22 protein-coding genes are annotated in these 22,115 nt (G+C 66.6%); 7 read left to right on the top strand and 15 right to left on the bottom strand.

The annotated features are described in order from the left end of the window. Window positions 1-42: 42 nt before the first annotated feature. Window positions 43-957: a hypothetical protein gene (locus GN331_RS01185; RefSeq protein WP_156639565.1), complete on the top strand. Its 915-nt coding sequence runs from the start codon at window positions 43-45 to the stop codon at window positions 955-957. A 27-nt stretch (window positions 958-984) separates the two neighbouring features. On the opposite strand, the gene GN331_RS01180 is transcribed toward GN331_RS01185, so the two are convergent. Continuing rightward, window positions 985-1,380, bottom strand: a complete 396-nt coding sequence (locus GN331_RS01180) for a helix-turn-helix domain-containing protein (protein WP_156639564.1) — start codon at window positions 1,378-1,380, stop codon at window positions 985-987. Between the two features lie 159 nt (window positions 1,381-1,539). On the opposite strand from GN331_RS01180, the gene GN331_RS01175 reads away from it, so the two are divergent. From GN331_RS01175 to GN331_RS01160, 4 genes are all read left to right on the top strand, one after another. Continuing rightward, window positions 1,540-2,895 (top strand): hypothetical protein, encoded by a 1,356-nt coding sequence (locus GN331_RS01175; RefSeq protein WP_156639563.1) that lies wholly within the window; start codon window positions 1,540-1,542, stop codon window positions 2,893-2,895. Window positions 2,896-2,928: 33 nt separating this feature from the next. Next, window positions 2,929-4,788 (top strand): MFS transporter, encoded by a 1,860-nt coding sequence (locus GN331_RS01170; RefSeq protein WP_156639562.1) that lies wholly within the window; start codon window positions 2,929-2,931, stop codon window positions 4,786-4,788. A gap of 75 nt (window positions 4,789-4,863) precedes the next feature. Next, a complete protein-coding gene (locus GN331_RS01165) occupies window positions 4,864-5,133 on the top strand; it encodes a BrnT family toxin (protein ID WP_156639561.1) in 270 nt (89 codons plus the stop codon). Beyond that, complete coding sequence (locus tag GN331_RS01160; RefSeq protein WP_197426952.1) at window positions 5,093-5,461, top strand: BrnA antitoxin family protein; 369 nt, start codon at window positions 5,093-5,095, stop codon at window positions 5,459-5,461. The genes GN331_RS01165 and GN331_RS01160 overlap by 41 nt, the downstream gene beginning before the upstream one ends. A gap of 3 nt (window positions 5,462-5,464) precedes the next feature. Here GN331_RS01160 and purD read toward each other — a convergent pair whose 3' ends face one another. The 14 genes from purD to GN331_RS01090 form a co-directional block, all read right to left on the bottom strand. After that, the gene (gene purD / locus GN331_RS01155) at window positions 5,465-6,757 is read right to left on the bottom strand and encodes a phosphoribosylamine--glycine ligase (RefSeq protein WP_156639560.1); all 1,293 of its coding nucleotides are present in this window, start codon (window positions 6,755-6,757) and stop codon (window positions 5,465-5,467) included. A 22-nt stretch (window positions 6,758-6,779) separates the two neighbouring features. Continuing rightward, a complete protein-coding gene (purH, locus tag GN331_RS01150) occupies window positions 6,780-8,351 on the bottom strand; it encodes a bifunctional phosphoribosylaminoimidazolecarboxamide formyltransferase/IMP cyclohydrolase (protein ID WP_156639559.1) in 1,572 nt (523 codons plus the stop codon). Between the two features lie 65 nt (window positions 8,352-8,416). After that, window positions 8,417-8,686 carry a DNA-binding transcriptional regulator Fis gene (gene fis, locus GN331_RS01145; RefSeq protein WP_156639558.1) on the bottom strand — a complete coding sequence of 90 codons (270 nt, stop codon included), beginning with the start codon at window positions 8,684-8,686 and terminating at the stop codon, window positions 8,417-8,419. 97 nt (window positions 8,687-8,783) lie between these two features. Further along, window positions 8,784-10,301, bottom strand: coding sequence for a DUF3426 domain-containing protein (locus tag GN331_RS01140; protein ID WP_156639557.1), 1,518 nt, complete (start codon window positions 10,299-10,301; stop codon window positions 8,784-8,786). A 33-nt stretch (window positions 10,302-10,334) separates the two neighbouring features. Continuing rightward, entirely contained in the window at window positions 10,335-11,255 is a 921-nt protein-coding gene (gene prmA / locus GN331_RS01135; RefSeq protein ID WP_156639556.1) for a 50S ribosomal protein L11 methyltransferase, read from the bottom strand. A 27-nt stretch (window positions 11,256-11,282) separates the two neighbouring features. Beyond that, window positions 11,283-12,560 carry a hypothetical protein gene (locus tag GN331_RS01130; RefSeq protein ID WP_156639555.1) on the bottom strand — a complete coding sequence of 426 codons (1,278 nt, stop codon included), beginning with the start codon at window positions 12,558-12,560 and terminating at the stop codon, window positions 11,283-11,285. 120 nt (window positions 12,561-12,680) lie between these two features. Beyond that, window positions 12,681-13,367, bottom strand: coding sequence for a hypothetical protein (locus GN331_RS01125; protein WP_156639554.1), 687 nt, complete (start codon window positions 13,365-13,367; stop codon window positions 12,681-12,683). Between the two features lie 52 nt (window positions 13,368-13,419). Next, window positions 13,420-14,787, bottom strand: a complete 1,368-nt coding sequence (gene accC / locus GN331_RS01120) for an acetyl-CoA carboxylase biotin carboxylase subunit (RefSeq protein ID WP_156639553.1) — start codon at window positions 14,785-14,787, stop codon at window positions 13,420-13,422. Window positions 14,788-14,797: 10 nt separating this feature from the next. Further along, window positions 14,798-15,274, bottom strand: coding sequence for an acetyl-CoA carboxylase biotin carboxyl carrier protein (gene accB / locus GN331_RS01115; protein WP_156639552.1), 477 nt, complete (start codon window positions 15,272-15,274; stop codon window positions 14,798-14,800). 8 nt (window positions 15,275-15,282) lie between these two features. Then, window positions 15,283-15,735, bottom strand: a complete 453-nt coding sequence (gene aroQ / locus GN331_RS01110; RefSeq protein ID WP_156639551.1) for a type II 3-dehydroquinate dehydratase — start codon at window positions 15,733-15,735, stop codon at window positions 15,283-15,285. 126 nt (window positions 15,736-15,861) lie between these two features. Further along, the gene (locus GN331_RS01105) at window positions 15,862-16,458 is read right to left on the bottom strand and encodes a TlpA disulfide reductase family protein (protein WP_331713319.1); all 597 of its coding nucleotides are present in this window, start codon (window positions 16,456-16,458) and stop codon (window positions 15,862-15,864) included. After that, window positions 16,455-18,647 (bottom strand): protein-disulfide reductase DsbD, encoded by a 2,193-nt coding sequence (locus tag GN331_RS01100; protein WP_197426951.1) that lies wholly within the window; start codon window positions 18,645-18,647, stop codon window positions 16,455-16,457. The genes GN331_RS01105 and GN331_RS01100 overlap by 4 nt, the downstream gene beginning before the upstream one ends. 13 nt (window positions 18,648-18,660) lie before the next feature. Continuing rightward, window positions 18,661-18,987, bottom strand: coding sequence for a divalent-cation tolerance protein CutA (gene cutA / locus GN331_RS01095; protein ID WP_331713318.1), 327 nt, complete (start codon window positions 18,985-18,987; stop codon window positions 18,661-18,663). A 79-nt stretch (window positions 18,988-19,066) separates the two neighbouring features. Further along, window positions 19,067-19,495 carry a helix-turn-helix domain-containing protein gene (locus GN331_RS01090; RefSeq protein WP_156639550.1) on the bottom strand — a complete coding sequence of 143 codons (429 nt, stop codon included), beginning with the start codon at window positions 19,493-19,495 and terminating at the stop codon, window positions 19,067-19,069. 632 nt (window positions 19,496-20,127) lie between these two features. On the opposite strand from GN331_RS01090, the gene groES reads away from it, so the two are divergent. Both groES and groL read left to right on the top strand, forming a co-directional pair. Next, window positions 20,128-20,415 carry a co-chaperone GroES gene (gene groES / locus GN331_RS01085; protein ID WP_156639549.1) on the top strand — a complete coding sequence of 96 codons (288 nt, stop codon included), beginning with the start codon at window positions 20,128-20,130 and terminating at the stop codon, window positions 20,413-20,415. Window positions 20,416-20,474: 59 nt separating this feature from the next. Then, window positions 20,475-22,115, top strand: a complete 1,641-nt coding sequence (gene groL / locus GN331_RS01080) for a chaperonin GroEL (RefSeq protein WP_156639548.1) — start codon at window positions 20,475-20,477, stop codon at window positions 22,113-22,115.

Below are 22,115 nucleotides of genomic sequence, written 5' to 3'. Positions count from 1 at the left end.
TGACGGGTCCGATGTCACGGTCCCGCTCGATCGAGGTCGTCGATGTCCATTACGCTGATCGCCGTCGTCATCGCGCTCCTCGTCGGCCACTCGATGCCGGCGCTGGTCGCGTTGCGCCGCTACGATTGGTTCATCCGCTGGCTCGAATGGCTCGCCGCGCAGCTCGGCGACAATCCGGCGTGGCGCGGCGCGGGCGGGATGTTGTTCGCCATTGGCCCGCCGCTGTTGCTCGTCGCGTTGTTGCAGATCGCCTTGCGCGGGGACTTCTACGGATTCCCGGCCTTCGTGTTCGCGCTCGCCGCGTTGTTCTATGCGTGGGGCCCGCGCGACCTGGACCACGATGTCGAATCGGTGGTCAACGCCGCCGATCCCGCCGCCCGCCGCGAGGCCGCCGCGCGCCTGTTCCCGGATCAAGTGGAACCCACGCTCGATGGCGGCTCGCTCGTCGAAGCGGTGTTCCGTTGCGCGTTGTGGCGGTGGTTCGGCGTGCTGTTCTGGTTCCTGCTGCTCGGTGCGTTCGGCGCGTTGCTCTATCGCCTGGTGTCGCTGTGCGCACAGGGCGAAGCACAGAAGCGCCTGCCCGAAGGCGCATCGCAGGCCGCGCGCACCGTGCTCGCATTCCTCGATTGGCCGGTCGCCCAGTTGATGACCCTGTCGCTGGCGCTCGTCGGCAATTTCGACAGCGTCTTCCAGGCCTGGAAGGCCGCCGGTGGCGCGGGTTACTCGGGCGACACGCGCTTCCTCGCGGCCGCGGCGCGCGCCAGCGTGCGCAGCGAACTGGCGGAAGAAGCGCTCGACGACATCGACACCGAATACGTCGCCGACGGCGGCGTGGCCGTCTCGCGCGGCGTGCCGGGCCTGCCCGAACTGCGCGATGCCATGAGCCTGGTGTGGCGGATCCTGCTGCTGTGGCTGGCGGTGCTGGCGTTGTTCGTGATCGCGGGCTGGGTCGCCTGATCCTCGAACCGTGGGCGCGCTACGCGCTCAGCGTTTCTTCTTCTGATCGTTCTCGCGCAGCGTCTCGATCAATTCCCGCACGATCTTGCGCGACTTGGCCGGCAACGCGATGAACGCATCGATCGCGTGCTGATCCGTCGCCGGAATGCGAAATTCGACGCGCGTCTCGCGAACGCGGGAAGTCGGCACCGTTCCGTACTGCAACGCGGTAGGTTCGATGCGGAGCAGTTTCGCCAACGCGATGAGATTGCGCTGACGCGGGATGCTCTTTCCGTGCAACCAGCGCGAAACCGCTTGCGGCGTCGTGGGATCACCCTCATGCCGCGGAAGGGCATCGCAGATTTCCGTCGCACTCTCCGCATAACCAGCGGCCTTCAACGCATTTCGCAAGCGCTCGCCGAACATCGCCTGTTCGCTTTTCATGGCGCCGACCTTAGGCGCTGGCGCGCGAACGCCTTGCAATTATCGCGTTATTCTCATTGAACCAATCGGGTTCATGGCAGGTAATTCGCGATGGCCACCTCGCTTCTGGAACGGCTGCCGCGCCTGGTCGCAAACGGGCGCCGGCAGGCTCAACGGCTCATGGAATCGTCCACCGGACGGAACCGCGAACGCGCGGTGCCGGTGGAACTCGTGCTCGCGCCCGACGATCCCGTGCAACAGCATCGCGCGCCCGCACGCCGCGTACTGTGCGGTGCACCGGCATTGTGCGTCGCCGCCCTGATCGCCGAACAACGCCAGGGCCTCGGCGCGCCGCCGGGGCGCATCGTGCTCGACCTGCATCCCGCGGGCGACGACGACACGCTCGCAACACGTCTGGCGCGTTGGACGCCTTGCTTCGCGTTGCTGCGCACGCTCGCGCCGGAGGCGGCGCTCGTCGTCGAGATTCCCGCCAACGAACACGGTCCCGTGCAACTCGTGCTCGACGCGTTCGGTTGGCCGGAAGTGCGGCGCAACGCCAGCGGTCGCGACGGCACGGTGTTGCTGATCGCCGACGATGCGTCGCGATTGCCGGCGCTCGCGCTCGCGCATACGGCGTGGATCGCGTGTGTCCGCGAGTCCGCCGGTTGCGCGGCGTTGCGTCGCACGCTGCTGCTGCGCGGCGACACGAGCTTCCGCATCGAGGACGTCGGCGCCACGCCCGCCGAGTGGACGCGCCGCCATGCCGCCGCACAACCGGTCAACGCGATGCACGCCGCGCTCGCGGCGTTCGGTGCAAGGCCGCTCTCGATGTCGGCCGTGTGCACGACGGCCGCGGGGCGCCGTCGCGCAGGCGGCGACGTGCTGCTCGGCGAAATCGTGCGCGAAGGCGAACGCACGCTGGTGTGGGTGGACGCGCCCGATCGCCGCACCGGCGAATCCACGCTCAGCCGCGCGATCACGCGCTGCGAGCACGGCCACTATTCGCGCGTGATAGTGCTGGGGTGGCACTTCAGGGCCACGTTGTCGCAGCACCTCGCGATGCGCTGCGATTCCCGCATCGATGTCCGCGCTATCGCCTGCCTGCCGCGCGGCGAACGCGGGCCATCGCTGCGGGTCGATCCGAAGGGCTTCGCCCCCGTCGGCGGGCTGTCGCAGGCATGGGTGGAACGCGAACGCTCGCGCAGCGCGCCCGATGTCGAATGGCTCGTGGTCCAACTCGGCGAAACACGCGGCGAGCCGCCCCAGGATTGGGCGGTCGATGCCGACCACGACGGCCTGGTCTTCCGCGGTGGGTGGCATGCCTTGCGCGACGCACATGCCGGCGTGCGTACCGTCCGCCTGCGCCTGCCCTGGCAGGCCGCGCCGCGCCGCGTGTGCATTCGCGCGCTGGATGCGCAGGGTCGCGCAAGCGAGCTGCTGTTCGTCGTTCACGCGCAACAGGCCGGCGGGCCGGCGCAACCGCATGCCATCCCCGCGCGGGCACCGGCCAGCGCGCAGGTCGAAGCGCTCTGCTAGGCTCCGCGCCATCCCCTGCGGCGGTTGCACGGAATGGCGCACAACCAGTTCGAACTCCTCCGCCAGCGGCGCTTCCTGCCGTTCTTCGCGACCCAGTCGCTCGGCGCCTTCAACGACAACGTCTTCCGGCAAGCCATCATCGGCTTGCTGTTCTTCATGGGCGTTGCGAGCGACGAGCGCAGTTTCTATACGAACCTTGCGCCGGCGATCTTCATCCTGCCGTACTTCCTTTTCTCCGCCACCGCGGGGCAGATCGCGGAAAAGCTGGAGAAGTCGCGGCTGATCCGCATCACCACGATGATGGAAATCGCCATCATGACCGGCGCTGCGATCGGCTTCATGACGCAGAACATGGTGGTGCTGCTCATCGCGCTGTTTTCGACCGGCGTGCAATCGGCGCTGTTCGGCCCGGTGAAGTATTCGATCCTGCCTTCGGTGCTGAAGCCGGAAGAACTCACCGGCGGCAACGGCCTGGTCGAGATGGGCACGTCGGTGTCGATCCTCGTCGGCATGCTGCTCGGCGGCATGATCTTCCAGGTCGCAGGCAGCAACGGCCCGATCGTTGCGGCGACTGCCGTGATCCTGTTCGCGGTCGCGGGCAACCTCGTCAGTCGCGCGATTCCGCCGACCGAAGCCGGCGCGCCGGACCTCAAGGTCGGCTGGAATCCGATTCCCGAATCCATCCGCGTGTTGCGCCTGGTGCGCAAACAGCCGGCGGTGCGCAACGGCGTGCTCGGCGTGTCGTGGTTCTGGTTCGTCGGCACGATGCTGACCGCGCAGCTGCCGACCTACGGCGACGAAAACCTCGGCGGCGACGTGTCGACCTACACCGTGCTGCTGGCGGTGTTCTCGATCGCGACGGGCGTGGGTTCGATCCTCTGCGAAAGGCTCTCCGCGCGCACGGTCGAAATCGGCCTGGTGCCGCTCGGCGCGTTCGGCATGAGCGTGTTCCTGTTCGTGCTGTCGTTGTGGCTGCCGGAGGGCGGCGCGACATACGCACACGGCCTGATGCACACCATCGTCGCCCTGAGCGGCATCGGTTTGTTCGCGGGCTTCTACGTGGTGCCGTTGTTCGCGCTGATCCAGAGCCGCACGCCGAAGGGCGAGCTCTCGCGCGTGATCGCGGGCATGAACATCCAGAACGCCGGCTTCATCGTGCTCGCCGCCGTGCTGGGCATCGTCGGCCTGCAGTACGCGCACCTCACGATTCCGCAGTTGTTCCTCGCGCTCGCGATCGCCAACACACTCGTCGCGCTGTGGATCTTCACCGTCGTCCCCGAATTCCTGATGCGCTTCCTCAGCTGGGTGCTGGTGCGCGCGCTGTATCGCCTGCGCGCCCGCGGCATCGAGGACAACGTGCCCGACGAAGGCCCCGCGCTGCTGGTGTGCAACCACGTCAGCTACATGGACGCGCTGATCCTGGCCGCGACGATCCCGCGCCCCGTGCGCTTCGTCATGTACTACAAGATCTTCAACATCCCGGTGATGCGCTGGATCTTCCGCACGGCGAAAGCGATCCCGATCGCCGGCGCGCGCGAAAACCCGGAATTGATGCAACGCGCGTTCGACGAAATCGACGCGGCCCTTGCCGAAGGCGAACTCGTGGGCATCTTCCCCGAAGGCGCGCTGACGAAGGATGGCGAGATGACCGCGTTCAAGTCGGGCGTCGAGAAAATCCTCGCGCGCCGCGACGTCCCCGTCGTCCCGATGGCCCTGCGCGGCATGTGGACCAGCATGTGGAGCAGGCGCGACGGCCGCCTGAAGCGGATGCGTGTGCCGAGGCGCTTCCGCGCGCATGTCGAAGTCGTTGCCGCGCCGCCGATGGAAGGGCAGATCGCGACGGCCGAGTTGCTGGAAGCGAAGGTGCGGGAGTTGAGAGGGGACGCGGCGTAAGCGTCCGCTTTTCCGCGACAGTCGCGGAAAAGCCGTCTATCGGAGGATGGGTCGACATATGCACGATGTGCATATATGGTCGAGTTCGACGCCAGGAAATCCAGGAGCAACGTCCGTAAGCACGGGATGGCGTTCGCCGACTGTGAAGCGGTTTTGTTGGACCCGCGCGCAGTGACGCAAGAAGACTGGTCCGAAGGCGAGCATCGGTTCAACACGATAGGAATGGATGCCCTGGGAAAATTGCTTGTCGTGACATGGACGGAGCGCAGTCACGACATCCGAATCATTTCGGCACGCAAGGCAGATGCGCGCGAACGAAGGAAATACCATGGCACGCGAACTTGATTGGTCCAATGCGCGGCGCGGCGCAGTCATCGCCACGCCGGGCAAAACCCGCATCACTATCTACATCGACGACGACGTGCTCGATGCGTTCCGCGATCGCGCGGAAGCGGAAGGGCGCGGCTATCAAACCGCCATGAACGAGGCATTGCGTCGTTCGCTCGTGGCGAGCGCATCGAAGCATGAAGCGTTGCTGGCCCGGCTGCAGAGCGCAATCGCGGGCGTGCTGGAAGGCGTCAGGATCGTCGATGCGCCCAAACCGCGGCCGGTGACCAAGCGCTCGCCGCGTGGTGGCGCGGTTACAAAGGCGACAAAACCCAGGAAGCGCTGAGCCTCACCCCTCGCCACGCTCCCGCGCAATCGCCCGCCAACCGATGTCGTGGCGATGGAATTCCCCCGGCCACGAGATCCCGGCGATCTCCGCGTAAGCGCGTTGCTGCGCCTCCGCCACCGTATCGCCCAATGCGCACACGCACAGCACGCGGCCGCCGGAGGTCACGACGTGGTCGCCTTCAAAACGCGTGCCGGCGTGGAAGACCTTCGTGTCTTCGACATCGGGCGCATCGATCGAGTTGATGATGTCGCCCAAGCGCGGCGTGGCAGGGTAGTGCTCGGCCGCCATCACGACGCCCAGCGACTTGCGCGTGTCCCATTCGGCCTGCGTCGTCGAAAGTTTTCCGTCGATCGCCGCTTCGACCAGGTCCACGAGATCCGAGCGCAGTCGCATCATCACCGGCTGCGTTTCCGGGTCGCCGAAGCGGACGTTGTATTCGATCACCTTGGGCGCGCCGGCCTTGTCGATCATCAGCCCCGCATAGAGGAAGCCGGTGAACGGCACGCCGTCGGCGATCATGCCGCGCACCGTGGGTTCGACCACTTCGCGCATCACGCGCGCATGCACTTCGGGCGTCACCACGGGCGCGGGCGAATACGCACCCATGCCGCCGGTGTTCGGACCGGTGTCGCCGTCGTGCGCGCGCTTGTGATCCTGCGAGGTCGCCATCGGCAGCGCGTGCGCGCCGTCGACCATCGAGATGAAGCTCGCTTCTTCGCCGTCGAGGAATTCCTCGATCACCACGCGCGCGCCCGCGGCGCCGAAGGCGTCCCCGGACAGCATGTCTTCGATCGCGTGCTCGGCTTCTTCCAGGGTCATCGCGACGATCACGCCCTTGCCCGCGGCGAGGCCGTCGGCCTTCACAACAATGGGCGCGCCTTTCGAACGCACGTAGGCGAGCGCTTCGTCGACCTTCGTGTGCACCGCGTAATGCGCGGTGGGAATTCCGTGGCGAGCGAGGAAATCCTTCGCGAAGGCCTTGCTGCCTTCGAGCTGCGCCGCGGCGGCCGTCGGCCCGAACACGCGATGGCCCGCGGCGCGGAAGCGATCGACGACGCCCGCCACCAACGGCTGCTCAGGCCCGACGACGGTGAGCGAAACACTCTCGCGTTCCACCAGCGCCAGCAATCCGTCGATGTCCTTCGCGTCCACGCCGACGTTGCGGCACTTGTCCTCCATCGCCGTGCCCGCGTTGCCCGGCGCGACCAGCACTTCGGTCACGCGCGTGGGTTGCGCGAGCTTCCACGCGAGCGCGTGCTCGCGACCGCCGGAACCGATGACGAGGATCTTCATGCGTTGCTCCTGGCGGGGCGAATCAGTGGCGGAAGTGGCGAATACCGGTGAACACCATCGCGATGTCGTGCTCATCCGCGGCGGCGATCACTTCGTTGTCGCGCATCGAACCACCCGGCTGGATCACGGTGCGGATGCCGGCGAGGGCCGCCGCGTCGATGCCGTCGCGGAACGGGAAGAACGCATCGGAGGCCATCGCCGAACCCGGCACCGTGAGCCCGGCTTCTTCGGCCTTGAGCGCGGCGATCTTCGCCGACACCACGCGGCTCATCTGGCCCGCGCCGATGCCGATGGTGCGGCCTTCGCGCGCATAGACGATCGCGTTGGATTTCACGTACTTCGCCACGCGCCAGGCGAACAGCAGGTCTTCGAGCTCCTGCGGCGTCGGCGCGCGCTTGGTGACGACCTTGAGTTCGTCGCGCGTCACTTCGCGGATGTCGCTGGTCTGCATCAGCAGGCCCGAACCCACGCGCTTGACGTCGGCGTTGTTGCGGCCCCAACCGTGCGGGATGCGCAGCACGCGCACGTTCGCCTTCTTCTTCGCATAGGCGAGCGCGGCGTCGTCGAACTCCGGCGCGATCAGCACTTCGACGAACTGTCGGTCGAGGATCGCCTTCGCCGTGGCGCCATCGAGCGCGCGGTTGAACGCGATGATGCCGCCGAATGCCGACGTCGGGTCCGTGACGTAGGCCAATTCATACGCGGTGCCGACATCGACCGCTTCGGCCACGCCGCACGGGTTGGCGTGTTTGACGATCACGCACGCGGGCTGGTCGAACTGGCGCACGCATTCCCACGCTGCATCGGCGTCGGCCAAGTTGTTGAACGACAGTTCCTTGCCCTGCAACTGCGTGAACGTCGCCAGCGTACCGGGCACCGGCCACAGGTCGCGATAGAACGCGGCCTGCTGGTGCGGGTTCTCGCCGTAGCGCAGGTCCATGACCTTCACGAAGTTGCTGTTCTGCTGCGCCGGGAAGTGCGCGCGCGTGCCGTCTTCGTTGATCGAGGACAGATAGTCGCTGATGAATGCGTCGTACTGCGCGACGCGATTGAACGCGGCCACCGACATCGCAAAACGCGTGCGCGCCGACAGCGTGCCGTCGTTGCCCGTCAATTCTTCGATGAGGCCGGCGTACTGCATCGGGTCGGTCGCCACCGCCACGCGCGCGAAGTTCTTCGCGGCAGAGCGCAGCATGGCCGGGCCGCCGATGTCGATGTTCTCCACGATGTCTTCCATCGTGCTGTTCGGATCGACCGACACTTTTTCGAACGGATACAGGTTCAGCACCAGCAGGTCGATCGGCGCGATGCCGTGCTCGCGCATGACCGCATCATCCGTGCCACTGCGACCCAGCAGGCCGCCATGCACCAGCGGGTGCAGCGTCTTGACGCGGCCGTCCATCATTTCGGGGAACTGCGTGAGTTCGCTCACGTCGCGCACCGCCAGGCCCGCATCGCGCAAGGCCTTGGACGTGCCGCCGGTGGACACCAGTTCGACGTTCAGCGCGGCCAGCGCGCGCGCCAGGTCGACCAGGCCGGTCTTGTCGGAAACGGACAGCAGGGCCCGGCGAACGGGCAGTCGATCGGCGGACATCGGGGGAAACCGGGATGTGGGGCCGCGAATTATAGCGGCGTGGGCGCGCGGCCCGTTTACGGGGCTCAGCCGAGCCCGTAATCCCGCAGTTTCTTGCGCAGCGTGGCGCGATGGATGCCGAGCATCGTGGCGGCGCGGCTCTGGTTGCCTTCGCAATGGTTCAGCACTTCGGCGAACAGCGGAATCTCGAGCTCGCGCAGCGCGATGTTGTACAGGTCTTCGGTTTCGCAACCGTCCATGTCGCGCAGGTAGCGACGTACGGAATTGGCGACGTGCTCGCGCAGCGGCGGACGCGGGCCGGCGCGGTTGTCTTGTCGGTCGGCGGCGGCGTTCAAACGAAATCCCCTGCTGCGATGGCGCGCCCGCTCGAGCCGAACGGGAGGGCGAGTCTAGCGCGGCGATGGGGCACGTGCACGACCCGCGAACGACCGCTCAGCGGAATTCGAAACTGAAGGCCACGACACCCGGCGCGGGCTCGACGACGGACAGGCTGATCGCCGCGGTCTGGCCGGGTGCGAGGGTCGCTTGCGTCGCCGCGGCGTCGCCCAGGTACTCGCGCGCGGTGAACGCACGCGTACCGAGCACGCGTCCGTCGATGTCCGACAGGCTCACCACCAGGCGCGGCCAGGCCTGCGCCCAGCGCGCGTCGTTGCGGAAGTTCGCATCGATCTGCAACGTCCCCGCCGCGCTCGGATGCGGGCGCACGTCGCGGCTGAGCATCGTGAAGGCTTCAGGGTCGCGCCACGCAGGCAACGTGCATCGCACGACGGCGCAGAGCGCCGACATCGTCGGGCGCCAGCGCGCGGTTTGCGCGAGCGCGTCGCGTTGCGCGAGCAACAATTGCAGGACGAGCAACACCGACAACGCGCCGATGGTCGCGAACGACTGCCAACGCGTCGGCATCGCACCGCGCAAGCCTGCGCGCGTGCGCGCGAAGCTCGGCGCGGCGGTGGCCACGCGCGGTTTTGGTGCCGGGGAGAGCGTGGGTGGCTGAGGGGCGACGGGCGGTAACGCGGGTTCGCGTGATGGGGGGGTGTCTTCGACCGCGATGGGGGGTGCGGCGACGAGATCGGGTTCGGATTCGGGTGCAGGCGCAGGTTCGACGGCAGGCGGCGTCGATGTGCGCAAGGCTTCGACCGCGAGTGCCGCTTCGACGGGCGTCAGCGCGAGCGGAATGAATTCGATGGGCGCGGTTTCGACGCGCGCGGGTTCGATTGGCGTTGCGACGACAGGCGTCTCAACGACAGGCGTCTCAACGACAGGCGTCTCAACCACAGGTGCATCGACGACAGGCGACACCACGACCTGCGTCTCGACAACGGGCGCTTCCACTTGCACGGCGGGTGCGACTCGCGCGTCTTCCGCACGCTTCGCGGCGCGCTCGCGCAACGAGGACACGGGCCTGACGGTGGCTCTCTTCTTCGTTTCGTCCGCCGCGGGCTTCTTGTCGGCGACGGGTTTTTCGACCTTCGGCTTCGCCTTGGGCTTCACCGACGCCCACCACGCCGCAATGCGCACAGACATCGGCGGACCCGCGGGGCGTTCGACCTTCGGCGGCGCCGGCGGTTTGACGACGGGCGCAGGCTTGGGTGCGGGTTCGCGCTTGCGTTTCGCAGGCTTCTCGACCGGCTTTTCGGCGCGCGCCTTGCGTGGCGGTTTTTGCGCCATCAGCGCGATGACGGCGTCCGCGTTGAGTTGGGCTGGCTGCGGCGCGGGTTCGGCGTCCGGTTCCGCCGGCGGTGGCTCGGGCGTTGGCTCGGGCGTCGGCTCGGGCGGTGCGACGGGCGCTTCCGGTTCCGGTGTCGCCTCCACCGGCACGTCGGTGCTTTCAACCGTTTCCTGCGATTGCGCGTCAAGCGGCTTCCCGCAACTCGGACACACCTCCGGCGCCCGACCGCTGCGCGGATCGAGGGTGACCAGGAACTGGCAATGGGGGCACAGGACGAACATGCGGCTATTCAAGCACGCCGCAACGCAACCGGCTCAGGCCGCGCGCACGCCGTCGATGCGAATCCAGTCACCTTCCTGCGCGACGGCCAGGGCGTCGAACCATTCCCCGTAGCGATCGAGCAACGCGTCTTCCTGCCCGGCGAGAATGCCCGACAGCGCGATCCGCCCGCCCGGCGCGACGCGCGAAGCCAGCGTATCGGCGAGCGCGTCGAGCGCGGAGGCGAGGATGTTGGCGACGACGACCGGGTACTGCGCCGCGGGTTCGTCGTCGGGCAGGAACACGTTCATCCGATCATCGACCCCGTTGCGCTGCGCGTTGTCGGCCGTGGCGATCAAGGCCTGCGGATCGTTGTCGACGCCCACCGCGCGCGCCGCGCCGAGCTTCAACGCCGCGAGCGCGAGGATCCCCGAACCGCAACCGAAGTCGAGCACCGTCAGGCCGTCGAGTTGCCCGGCCTCGGCGAGCGCGTCGAGCCACTGCAGGCACAGGGACGTCGTCGGATGCGTGCCCGAGCCGAATGCCAGGCCCGGATCCAGCCGAACGACCGCCGCGTCATGCGCCTGCGCCTCGACCGGCAATTCGCGATTCCACGGCACGATCCACGTGCGCGCGCCGAAAGCGAGCGGCACGTACTGATCCATCCACGCGCGTTCCCAATCCTGGTCTTCGACCTTGCGGAAGCTCGCGTTCGACCAATCCAGCTCCGGGTCGAAGGATTCGAGCGCAGCAAGCAGCACGAGCGCATCGGTCTCCGCGTCGAACAACGCCGACAAACTGATCTCGCCCCACAAGGGCGTCTCACCGACGCCGGGTTCGAGGATCGCGTGTTCGTTGGGGGTGTCGACGTCGGCGTCGAGCAGCGTCACCGCGAGCGCGCCGACATCGTCGAGCGCGCGTTCGTAACGCGGTTGTTCGTCTTCGCGGCAGCGCAGCGTGAGTTCGAGCCAGGGCATGGGCGGCAGTTTAACCGCCCGTGCCGATCAGCGGCCGAGCAGGCCCTTGAGGAATTTCTTGCCCTTCGACTCTTGCGGCTGTTGCTGTTGGCCGTCCTGCTGCTGCGCCGACTGGCTGGCGTCGATCGACATGCCGAGCATCGCCATCGTCGTGGACTTGTTGCGCACGCGCACGTTCCATTCCGGATTCCACGGCGTCTTGGCATCCGCCGGCTTCGGCGGATACACGATGTTGGTTTCCGGGCCGTAGGCGATCATCGACATCATGCCGCCGCCGGGCTGGCCTTCCTTGCCGGCGAAGATGCCCTTGGGCATCGCACACGAGGTCACGGTCGGCGCGAGGACGACCTTTTCCTTGATCCACTTTTCGACGGTGTTCGGCGCGACGTAATCGATGATCTGCATGCCGGCATCCGGCACTTCCGACGAACTCCACAGCACCATCGCATCGTCCTGCGTGCCGAAGGCCGCGAGGAAGTAACCCTTCGCGCGATCCACCGGCTTCCAGTTCCAGGTCTGGCCCGTCGCCAGCGAGCCCGTGCTGCTGAGCGCGATCGCGGGCATGAAATCCTGCTGCTGGGTCAGGTCGAACTTCATCGACTCGGGGATCTTCGCGCCCTCGATGTCGTGGTTGCCGACGAGCGAAGCGCCGGCCGGCACCATCTTGCGCATCTTTTCGTTGGGCCACAGCGCGTAACGCGGATCGACCTTCGCGTCGCGATTGGGCGCGTAACGGCCCGACATCGCGCTCGCGTACTGCGTGCCGCTGGTCGTGACCTTGCCGTTGTTCATTTCGAACTTGATCTCGCGCGGCTGTCCCGCGCGCACTTCGGTGCCGCAGCCCCAATAGATGAGGATGCGCGCCTTGGCGTTGCCGTCGTTCATTCCGGGCGTCGACTTGCCGCCGGGTTGCGAAGGTTCGAGCGCCTTCGGCGGCACGAGCGGCAAGGTCTTGCCGAGCTGCATGCCGGTGGGAATCAGGTCTTCGGCTTCGGCGCCCGGGTTCAATTGATTGAGCAGCGCGACATCGAGATAACGGCCGGGCATGCCCGGCGTCTGCGCGGCGCCGTAATGATTCTGCGCGGCATCGCCGCCCATCATGCGCATCGCGAATCCACTGACCCCGCCGCCGGTTTCCGACATGCCGGGAATGCCGGACATCGTGTGCGTGGCCACGTCCATCCACAGTTGCGTCTTCGGCAACTTGCCCGACTGGCTGGCGGCGGGCAGGGCGAGCAACGCGCCGACGAGCGCCGTGGCGAGCAATGCGCGTTTGGTGTTGCGAACGATCGAAGAGCGGGACATGCGAACGACCTCGGATGCGGAACGGGAACGAAAACACCCGCAGCGGGCGGGTGTGATCAAGGGAACGCGCGTTCGCCGGGGAACCGGCCATTGCCGGCGCGGCCGAGTTTCGGTGTTCGTTCAGCCTTCGCGGCGTTCCTGCGCCTGGCGCGCGAGGATCCAGTCGCGTCGGCGCTGCAGCAGGCGCACGCCACCGTGCAGGTAGTGCAGGCTGAAGGCGATCGTCAGCCCGATGAGCAACAGGTGCCAGTGGCCGCGCAGCATCGCATCGGGGAAGCGATGCACGAGCCACCACGCGATCCCCTGGAACGCGACCGCCGCAGGCATCAGCACCAGGATGTTCGTGCGCTGGTCGCGCACGATGTCTTCATGGAGGAGCCGCTCTTCATCGGTCGCGAAGTCGTGCGCCTGTTGTTGCACCACGCGCAGGTCCCACGCATACAGGCCCCACACCGCGGCCGCGTAGCACGCGTTGAGCGCGAACCACGCACGCGGATCGGCCACCTGCGTCAACGCCGCCGCTTCGATCAAGGTCGCGCCGAAGTAACCGAACGTGTGTCCGAACTCCAGCGGCCAACCGATGAAGCTCAACGTATGGATGAGCGAACGCGACCAGAAGATCAGGATCACCAGCAGACCGGTGAAGATGTAAGGCCACGTCGCGAATTGCAGTTGCAGCAGCGGTGGCACCGAGGCGGTGGCGAGCACCGCAAGCGCGAGGCCCTGGATGATCGAGATCAGCGTCAGCTCGATGCCGACGACGGTCTTGTCGAGTTCGGCTTTTGCTTCGCGGCGGAAGTCGTTCATCGACGCCTCCTTGAAACGAAACACCCCCGCCGAAGCGGGGGTGTTGTGTGGATCAAACGATCGACAGCGACTTCTCTTTCCGTTCCGCCAGCCGCTTTTCCAGGTAGTGGATGTTCTGTCCGCCTTGCTGGAAGCCGCCGTCGGCCAGGATGCGCTGCTGCAACGGGATGTTCGTCTTGATGCCGTCGACGACCATCTCGCTCAACGCCACGCGCATGCGCGCGATCGCGGTCGCGCGGTCGGGGCCGTGCACGATGAGCTTGCCGATCATCGAGTCGTAGTTCGACGGGACGCGGTAGCTCTCGTAGATGTGGCTGTCCACGCGCACGCCCGGGCCGCCCGGTGCGTGGAAGTGCTGGATCAGGCCGGGGCAGGGCATAAACGTGTCCGGGTCCTCGGCGTTGATGCGGCATTCGATCGCGTGCCCGTTGAGCACGATGTCTTCCTGCCGGATCGACAGCTTGTGGCCGGCGGCGATCATCAACTGCTCGCGCACCAGATCGATGCCCGTGACCATTTCGGTCACCGGGTGTTCGACCTGGATGCGGGTGTTCATTTCGATGAAGTAGAAGCGCCCGTTTTCGTACAGGAACTCGAACGTGCCCGCGCCGCGATAGCCGATGCGGATGCACGCTTCCACGCACACGCGGCCGATCTCCGCGCGCTGCTCGGGCGTGATGCCCGGCGCAGGCGCTTCTTCGACGACCTTCTGGTGGCGACGCTGCATCGAACAGTCGCGTTCGCCCAGGTGGATCGCGTTGCCCTGGCCGTCGGCGAGCACCTGGATCTCCACGTGGCGCGGGTTCTCCAGGAACTTCTCCATGTAGACCATGTCGTTGGAGAACGCGGCCTTCGCCTCGGTCTTCGTGGTCTGGATGGCGTTGTGCAGGTGCGCTTCGGTGTGGACCACGCGCATGCCGCGGCCACCGCCGCCGCCAGCGGCCTTCACAATCACCGGATAACCGATCTCGCGCGCGATCTTGACGTTGGTCGCCGGGTCGTCGCCCAGCGGGCCGCCGCTGCCGGGCACGCACGGCACGCCGGCGGCCTTCATCGCGCGAATCGCTTCGACCTTGTCGCCCATCAGGCGGATCGTGTCGGCCTTCGGGCCGATGAACACGAAGCCCGAGTTCTCGACGCGTTCGGCGAAGTCGGCGTTCTCGCTGAGGAAGCCGTAGCCCGGATGGATCGCCTGCGCGTCGGTGACTTCGGCCGCGGCGATGATCGAGGCCATGTTCAAGTAACTGTCGGTGGACGGCGCGGGGCCGATGCACACCGATTCGTCGGCCATGGCGACGTGTTTGAGGTTGCGGTCGACGGTGGAATGCACCGCGACCGTTCGGATGCCCAGCGCGTGGCACGCGCGCAGGATGCGCAGCGCGATTTCGCCGCGGTTGGCGATGACGACTTTGTCCAGCATCAGTGCGACCTCAGCCGATCACGAAGAGCGGTTCGTCGAATTCGATCGGCTGACCGCTTTCCACGAGGACCTTCAGCACCGTGCCCGACACGTCGGCCTCGATGGGGTTGAACATCTTCATCGCCTCGATGATGCCGAGCGTCTCGCCGGCCTTGACCGCCTGGCCGACGGTGACGAACGCAGGCTTGTCCGGCGAGGGCGAGGCATAGAACGTCCCGACCATCGGCGCGCGGACGACGTGGCCTTCCGGCAGGTCGGCGGACTTGGCGCTGCCGCCGCTGACGCCTTCGGTCGGGCCCGCCATCGGCATCACCGGCGCGGGGCGCGATTCGACATGCATCGGCATGACCTGCGGCGCGGCCACGGTCACGCCGCCGCGCGGCACGCGCGCCAGGCGGACGGACTCTTCGCCTTCCTTGATCTCGATCTCGGCCAGGTTGGATTCTTCGAGGAGATCGATGAGTTTCTTGATTTTGCGCAGGTCCATGGCGGGCCTCAGGAAGCAGTGTTGTTGGAAAGCCGCAGCAATGCGGCATCGAGCGCGAGCAGGTAGCTCGCCGCGCCGAACCCCGCGACCACGCCGACGGCGAGATCGCTGAAGTAGCTGGTGCGTCGGAACGGTTCCCGCGCGTGCGGGTTGGACAGGTGGACTTCGATGAAGGGCAGTGCGACCGCGGCCAGGGCGTCGCGGATCGCCACCGAGGTGTGGGTGAACCCGGCGGGGTTCACGAGCGCGAAGGCGGTGCCGTCTTCGCGCGTGGCCTGGATGCGATCGACCAGCACGTGCTCGGCGTTGGACTGCAGGCTCTCGAGCTGGTGGCCGGCGGCCTGCGCGCGCTGCGCGAGGTCGGCGTCGATCTGCGCGAGGGTCGTGCGGCCATAGACCTCCGGCTCGCGCGTGCCGAGCAGGTTGAGGTTGGGGCCATGCAGGACCAGCAGCTTCGCCATCGATGGGGCCGGGAATGCGGACGCGCAGTCTGGCCGAACCGACCCCGGGTGTCCAGAACGCAAGCCGCAGTTCTCTACCGTATCGAAGAAGTTAGCCGGACTTATGCCGACCTTTGAGTAAGCCCTCTAATCCCTTGCCCAGCCTGCGATTTCCCCTTCTTCGAAAGGCCCGATGCGTTGTTTCAGCAGCAGCCCGTCGGCGGAGAGCAGGACGGAGTAGGGCAGGACGCCCTTCGGATTGCCCAGGCGAACGCCGGCATCGGCGGGGCCTGCGGCGTCGATGAGGATCGGATAGGTCACGCCGGTGCGTTCGACGAAGGCGCGCACCGCATCGACGTCATCGAGCGCGATGCCGACCACTTGCACGCCGTTGGCCCCTTGTTCCCGGGCGAAGGCTTCGAGCGCGGGCATCTCTTTCACGCACGGGCCGCACCAGCTGGCCCACACGTTGATGAGGACCGGGCGGCCGGAGTACTGCGCGGGGAGCTCCACACGGGTGCGGTCCAGCGCGCGAAGCTGCATGTTCGGCACGCGTTCGCCGCGTTTCGCGACAACCACGCCTTTCGGAACCGGAGGTGCCGAGGCCTGCATCGCGGAGTTCAGGGCGCGCTGGCCGACTTCGGTCCGCCACAACGGGCCCGGGCCGGAGGTCAGCAGGCTCGCGACGACGCCCAGCGCTCCCGCAGCGATCGCGACGAGCACGACCTTGGTCGAGCCATTCACGGCGCGGCGCCGCGCTGCGCGCGTTCGACGAACTTGTCGGCCTCTTCGAACCCGGTGAGCCGCAGGCCGCGGCGCTCTTCCCCATCGCGGAAGAACAGCGACATCGGCGGTCCGATGATGCCGAAGCGCTGCATCAGCGCCTGGTCCTGTGCATCGTTCGCGGTGACGTCGGCCTGCAGCAACACGTAATCGCGCAACGCCGCGTGCACCTTCGGCTGGGTGAAGACGTACTTCTCCATCTCCTTGCAGCTCACGCACCAGTCGGCATAGAAATCGAGCATCAGCGGCTTGCCGGCCGCGTTTGCGGCGGCGATTTCGCGATCGAGGTCTTCGACCGACTTGATGCGCTTGAACGCGATCGCTTCCTCCCGCACGGCGCGCAATCCCGCGAGCGGCCGCAGCGGATCGTGCGAACCCGCGAACGCACCGAGCAACTGCGCCGCACCCACGATCGCGAGCACGAGCCCGGCGAAACGCGCCGCCATCTTCGAACCCGGCCGACTGCCGAGCGTGAACGCCCACGTCGCCGCGCCGAGCGCGAGCAGGCCCCACAACGCCAGCGTCCACGCCGCGGGCAACACGCGCGACAACATCCAGATCGCCAGCCCGAGGAACACGAAGCCGAACACGCGCTGCACCGCGAGCATCCACGGGCCGCTCGTCGGCATCCCGCGCCCCGCGGCGATGCCGAACGCAATCAGCGGCGCACCCATGCCGAGCGCAAGCAGGAACAGCGCCGCGCCGCCGAAGATCGGATCGCGTGCCTGTGCGATGTAGAGCACCGCGCCCATCAGCGGCGGCGCGACGCACGGACCGACGATCAATGCAGACAACGCACCCATCGCCGCGACACCGACCCACGAACCGCCGCGCTGGCGATCGCTCGCCGCGCCCAGGCGCGCACGCAAGGCCGCGGGCAGCTGCAATTCGTAAAGTCCGAACATCGACAGCGACAACACAACGAACAACAACGCGAATGCGCTGAGCACCCACACGTTCTGCATCCACGCCTGCAGGTTCGCCGCCGCGCCGAGCAAGCCGGCGAGGATGCCGGCGATCGTGAACACGACTGCGCTCGCAAGCACGTACACCGTCGACAGCGAGAACCCGCGCCACGCACCGACGCGTTCGCCGCGCCCCGCGATGAGCCCGGAGAGAATCGGCACCATCGGCAACACGCACGGCGTGAACGCCAGGCCGAGCCCGTACGCGAAGAACAACACGAGCGCCCACGCGCGATGCTTGCCGCCGAGGCTTTGCGCGAGGCGCTGGTCTTCCGCGAGCGCACTGGTGTCGTCGACCTTCGCGCTCGACACCTCGCCCGCCGGCAACGACACCGGCAAGCTGCGCGTCATCAGCGGATAGCAGATGCCGCCGTCCTGGCAGCCCTGGAACGTCACGCGCAAGGTGCCGTCCACTGCCCGCGCATGTGAACGCTGCACCGGCACGTTGACGTCGACCGGATCGAAATACACGACGACGTCGCCGAAATGCTCATCGCGATGCTGCTTGCCCGGCGGCCATTCCGGCGCGCGCAGCGAGATGCCTTCGCCGTCGAAGCTGAGCTGCGTCTTGTCGCGATACAGGTAATAGCCCGGCGCCGGCGCGAAGCGCACGAGCAGCGCGTTGCCGCCGTTGGCGATCGCTTCGATGTGGAAGGCCTGCGTTTCCGGCAGCGGCTCGCCTTTCGCGACGCCGAACTGCAACGGCCCGGCCGGCGCGGGCGCACCGAGCAAGCCGCCGACCGTCGAAGGCAGCGCGACCTGCACGCTCCGCGTCTGCGGCGGATAACACACGCCGACGTCCGCGCAGCCCTGGTACATCACTTTCAGCGTCACCGAACGTGCATCCGGCGCAGGCGTACCGACGACTTTCGCTTCCAGCAGCGTCCGATAGGTTTCGACATCGCCGAAGAATTCGTCGCGCTTGTGCTTGCCCGGCGGCATCTGCAACGCGGCGCCGGTGAAGTCGGCCGACTGGATCTTCGTGCGATGGCGATACAGGTAGTAGCCCGGCGCGACGTGCCAGGTCAGCGCGATCGCATCGCGCGACGTCGCCTTCGCCTCGAACGCGAACGCCTGGTCGACCGGCAACAAGTCTTTCTCGTCGACCGCGTTCGCCGCGAACGAAACGGTGCCCATGAGCAGGGCGAGCAGGGCCGTCGCGGCGCGTCGGAAGTACATCGTCATGAAGTGGGGGTCGTCAGTCTTGAGCGGAAGGATCGGTTTCTTGCGCGATCCATTGCAGGTACGCGGGCAGGCCGCCGGCTTCGATCGTCAGCACTTCGGGCAGTTCGTAGGGATGCAGCGCCACGATGCGTTCCTGCACCGCGGGCATGCGCACGCGCGTGGTCTTGACCAGGAGCAGCACTTCGCCGGCGTGTTCGACCTTGCCCTGCCAGCGATACGTCGAATGCATGCCCGGCACGAAATTCACGCACGCGGCCAGGCGCGCTTCGACCAGCGCGTTCGCGATGCGTTGCGCGGTATCGAAGTCGGGGCAGGTGGTGAGGCAGAGCAGTGCGGTCACGACAAGGCGCCGAACGGGGGCGCCATAGCGTACTCGCGTCCCCGGTCGGGGCTAAGTGCCGCCGCTTAGACGGGCAACTTCAGTCCAGGCTGTCGTAATACGCGTCGCTGGTCATCAGCGATTTCCCGCGCGGACGGCCCGTGCGCTGGCTGGCGAGTTCTTCCATCAGCTCCACCAGCGCCAGGCGCGCGCGCACCGGGGCTTCGCGGAAGGCCACGAGTAATCGTTGCTCGAGCGAGTCGTCGACCAGCAAGGCATCGACGGCCGATACGGAGTCGAGCACCGTTTCGCGCGATGGCGCCATCTGGCCGCGACCGGTCGCGAGCCATTCGAACTGCACGCCCGTGGTCATCGCGATTTCGCGCAGGTGTTTGACGCTCGGGTTCTTCCCTTGCGGGGCCTCCCAATGGCTCACGGCACTGCGCTGCACGCCCACGGCCTGGGCGAGTTGCGTTTGTGACATGGCGGCGTGACGGCGCGCTAGCCGGATGCGTTGCTGGGAAGTCATGATGGGCTACGTAGAAAAATCCGTGCCATGTGAAGGCGAGTCCGCACGTTACACACGCCAACTGCCGGTATGAAGGGACAATGTTACCGCCAGTCACCCCGTGAATGATAATGGCAGCAACCTGTCTACTTTTGGTAGCGGGCGCCAGCAGGAATCTGGAACACAGCCTGTAAATGCTGGTTTTAGCTACCAACCTGCACCGTTTCACGCCCGCCACCACCCTTCACAACGGCGACGAAGTCCGCAATTCTCCAGCTGTGTCGATTGGAAGTTTCGGCAAGCACAACGGACTGGGGGTGGAGGACGGCGATGGATCGCCCGCCACGGACTAGGTAACTCCCGACCCCAGGGCGCGCACGGCCACGTGCGCGCCCCTTTTTTTCGGAGACCGTCTCCGCGGAACCCCTCCTTGGCCCTTCCCCCCTGCGCCAGCCGAGGGGGGGTTCCTTCTTCGAAGCGCACGATGTTCGAAACGCGCCCGCGCCCCTTGAAAGCCCGCCCCGCCAGCCCGATTTGATAGCCCGACCCGCACCGCGGGCTTCGTTTTGCGCGAATCCTTGGCACTCGTTTCCGGCGACTGCTAGAATTCGCGCCCTTTCACCAACCACATCAAGCACTTGCGAGGGTTGCCAATGAATATCAAGCCGCTGTACGACCGCGTGGTCATCAAGCGCATGGAAGAAGAAAAGCTCTCGGCCGGCGGGATCGTGATCCCGGACTCGGCCACCGAAAAGCCGATCAAGGGTGAAGTCGTCGCCGTCGGCGAAGGCAAGGTCCTCGACAACGGTTCGGTGCGCAGCCCGAAGGTCAAGGCCGGCGACAAGGTGCTCTTCGGCAAGTACAGCGGGACCGAAGTGAAGCTCGACGGCACCGAATACCTCGTGGTGAAGGAAGACGACATCCTCGCCGTCCTCGGCTGAGCGTCGCCCTTCGCACTTCAACGCACACAAGCAAAAACTTTCTACTGAGGTAATCCGCAATGGCTGCCAAGGAAATTCGTTTCGGTGAGGACGCGCGCGCCAAGATGGTGCGCGGCGTCAACGTGCTCGCCAATGCCGTCAAGGCCACCCTGGGCCCGAAGGGCCGCAACGTCGTGCTCGAGAAGAGCTACGGCGCCCCCACGATCACCAAGGACGGCGTGTCCGTCGCCAAGGAGATCGAGCTCGCCGACAAGTTCGAGAACATGGGCGCGCAGATGGTGAAGGAAGTCGCGTCCAAGACGTCCGACAACGCCGGCGACGGCACCACCACCGCGACCGTGCTGGCCCAGGCGCTGATCCGCGAAGGCATGAAGGCGGTCGCCGCCGGCATGAACCCGATGGACCTCAAGCGCGGCATCGACAAGGCGGTCATCGCCGCGGTCGCCGAGCTGAAGAACATCAGCAAGCCCACCGCCGACGACAAGGCGATCGCCCAGGTCGGCACGATCTCGGCGAACTCAGACGAGTCGATCGGCAACATCATCGCCGACGCGATGAAGAAGGTCGGCAAGGAAGGCGTGATCACCGTTGAAGAAGGCTCGGGCCTGGAGAACGAGCTCGACGTCGTCGAAGGCATGCAGTTCGACCGCGGCTACCTCTCGCCGTACTTCATCAACAACCAGCAGTCGATGTCGGCCGAGCTGGATGATCCCTTCATCCTGCTGCACGACAAGAAGATCTCGAACGTCCGCGACCTGCTGCCCGTCCTCGAAGGCGTGGCCAAGGCCGGCAAGCCGCTGCTGATCGTCGCCGAGGAAGTCGAAGGCGAAGCGCTGGCGACCCTGGTCGTCAACACGATCCGCGGCATCGTCAAGGTGTGCGCCGTGAAGGCGCCGGGCTTCGGCGATCGTCGCAAGGCGATGCTGGAAGACATGGCCACCCTGACCGGCGGCACCGTGATCTCCGAGGAAGTCGGCCTCTCGCTCGAGAAGGCGACGATCAAGGATCTCGGCCGCGCCAAGAAGATCCAGGTCACCAAGGAAAACAGCACGATCATCGACGGCGCGGGCGAATCGGCCGCGATCGAATCGCGCATCAAGCAGATCAAGGCGCAGATCGAAGAGACCTCTTCGGACTACGACCGCGAGAAGCTGCAGGAACGCGTTGCCAAGCTCGCCGGCGGCGTTGCGGTGATCAAGGTCGGTGCTTCGACCGAGATCGAGATGAAGGAAAAGAAAGCGCGCGTCGAAGACGCCCTGCACGCCACGCGTGCGGCGGTGGAAGAAGGCGTGGTTCCGGGCGGCGGCGTTGCGCTGATCCGCGCGCTGGCATCGGTCGGCAAGATCACCGGCGCCAACGAAGACCAGAACCACGGCATCCAGATCGCGCTGCGCGCGATGGAAGCGCCGCTGCGCGAAATCGTCACCAACGCCGGCGAAGAGCCGTCGGTCGTGCTGAACAAGGTCAAGGAAGGCTCGGGTAACTTCGGTTACAACGCGCAGACCGGCGAGTTCGGCGACATGGTTGCGATGGGCATCCTGGATCCGACCAAGGTCACGCGCACCGCGCTGCAGAACGCAGCGTCGATCGCCGGCCTGATGATCACCACCGAAGCGATGGTGGCCGACCAGCCGAAGAAGGACGAACCGGCCATGCCGGGCGGCGGCGGCATGGGCGGCATGGGTGGAATGGATTTCTGA

It is taken from the genome of Noviluteimonas gilva, assembly GCF_009740395.1.
Lineage (GTDB): Bacteria > Pseudomonadota > Gammaproteobacteria > Xanthomonadales > Xanthomonadaceae > Noviluteimonas > Noviluteimonas gilva.
Note: the sequence above shows the minus strand (reverse complement) of the source record. Positions and strands in the feature narration are given on the sequence as shown.

Coding starts and splice junctions, on each gene's coding strand:
- GN331_RS01185 (WP_156639565.1), top strand. CDS start 43: ATGTCCATTACGCTGATCGCCGTCGTCATCGCGCTCCTCGTCGGCCAC.
- GN331_RS01180 (WP_156639564.1), bottom strand. CDS start 1,380: ATGAAAAGCGAACAGGCGATGTTCGGCGAGCGCTTGCGAAATGCGTTG.
- GN331_RS01175 (WP_156639563.1), top strand. CDS start 1,540: ATGGAATCGTCCACCGGACGGAACCGCGAACGCGCGGTGCCGGTGGAA.
- GN331_RS01170 (WP_156639562.1), top strand. CDS start 2,929: ATGGCGCACAACCAGTTCGAACTCCTCCGCCAGCGGCGCTTCCTGCCG.
- GN331_RS01165 (WP_156639561.1), top strand. CDS start 4,864: ATGGTCGAGTTCGACGCCAGGAAATCCAGGAGCAACGTCCGTAAGCAC.
- GN331_RS01160 (WP_197426952.1), top strand. CDS start 5,093: ATGCGCGCGAACGAAGGAAATACCATGGCACGCGAACTTGATTGGTCC.
- purD (WP_156639560.1), bottom strand. CDS start 6,757: ATGAAGATCCTCGTCATCGGTTCCGGCGGTCGCGAGCACGCGCTCGCG.
- purH (WP_156639559.1), bottom strand. CDS start 8,351: ATGTCCGCCGATCGACTGCCCGTTCGCCGGGCCCTGCTGTCCGTTTCC.
- GN331_RS01140 (WP_156639557.1), bottom strand. CDS start 10,301: ATGTTCGTCCTGTGCCCCCATTGCCAGTTCCTGGTCACCCTCGATCCG.
- prmA (WP_156639556.1), bottom strand. CDS start 11,255: ATGCCCTGGCTCGAACTCACGCTGCGCTGCCGCGAAGACGAACAACCG.
- GN331_RS01130 (WP_156639555.1), bottom strand. CDS start 12,560: ATGTCCCGCTCTTCGATCGTTCGCAACACCAAACGCGCATTGCTCGCC.
- GN331_RS01125 (WP_156639554.1), bottom strand. CDS start 13,367: ATGAACGACTTCCGCCGCGAAGCAAAAGCCGAACTCGACAAGACCGTC.
- accC (WP_156639553.1), bottom strand. CDS start 14,787: ATGCTGGACAAAGTCGTCATCGCCAACCGCGGCGAAATCGCGCTGCGC.
- accB (WP_156639552.1), bottom strand. CDS start 15,274: ATGGACCTGCGCAAAATCAAGAAACTCATCGATCTCCTCGAAGAATCC.
- aroQ (WP_156639551.1), bottom strand. CDS start 15,735: ATGGCGAAGCTGCTGGTCCTGCATGGCCCCAACCTCAACCTGCTCGGC.
- GN331_RS01100 (WP_197426951.1), bottom strand. CDS start 18,647: ATGACGATGTACTTCCGACGCGCCGCGACGGCCCTGCTCGCCCTGCTC.
- GN331_RS01090 (WP_156639550.1), bottom strand. CDS start 19,495: ATGACTTCCCAGCAACGCATCCGGCTAGCGCGCCGTCACGCCGCCATG.
- groES (WP_156639549.1), top strand. CDS start 20,128: ATGAATATCAAGCCGCTGTACGACCGCGTGGTCATCAAGCGCATGGAA.
- groL (WP_156639548.1), top strand. CDS start 20,475: ATGGCTGCCAAGGAAATTCGTTTCGGTGAGGACGCGCGCGCCAAGATG.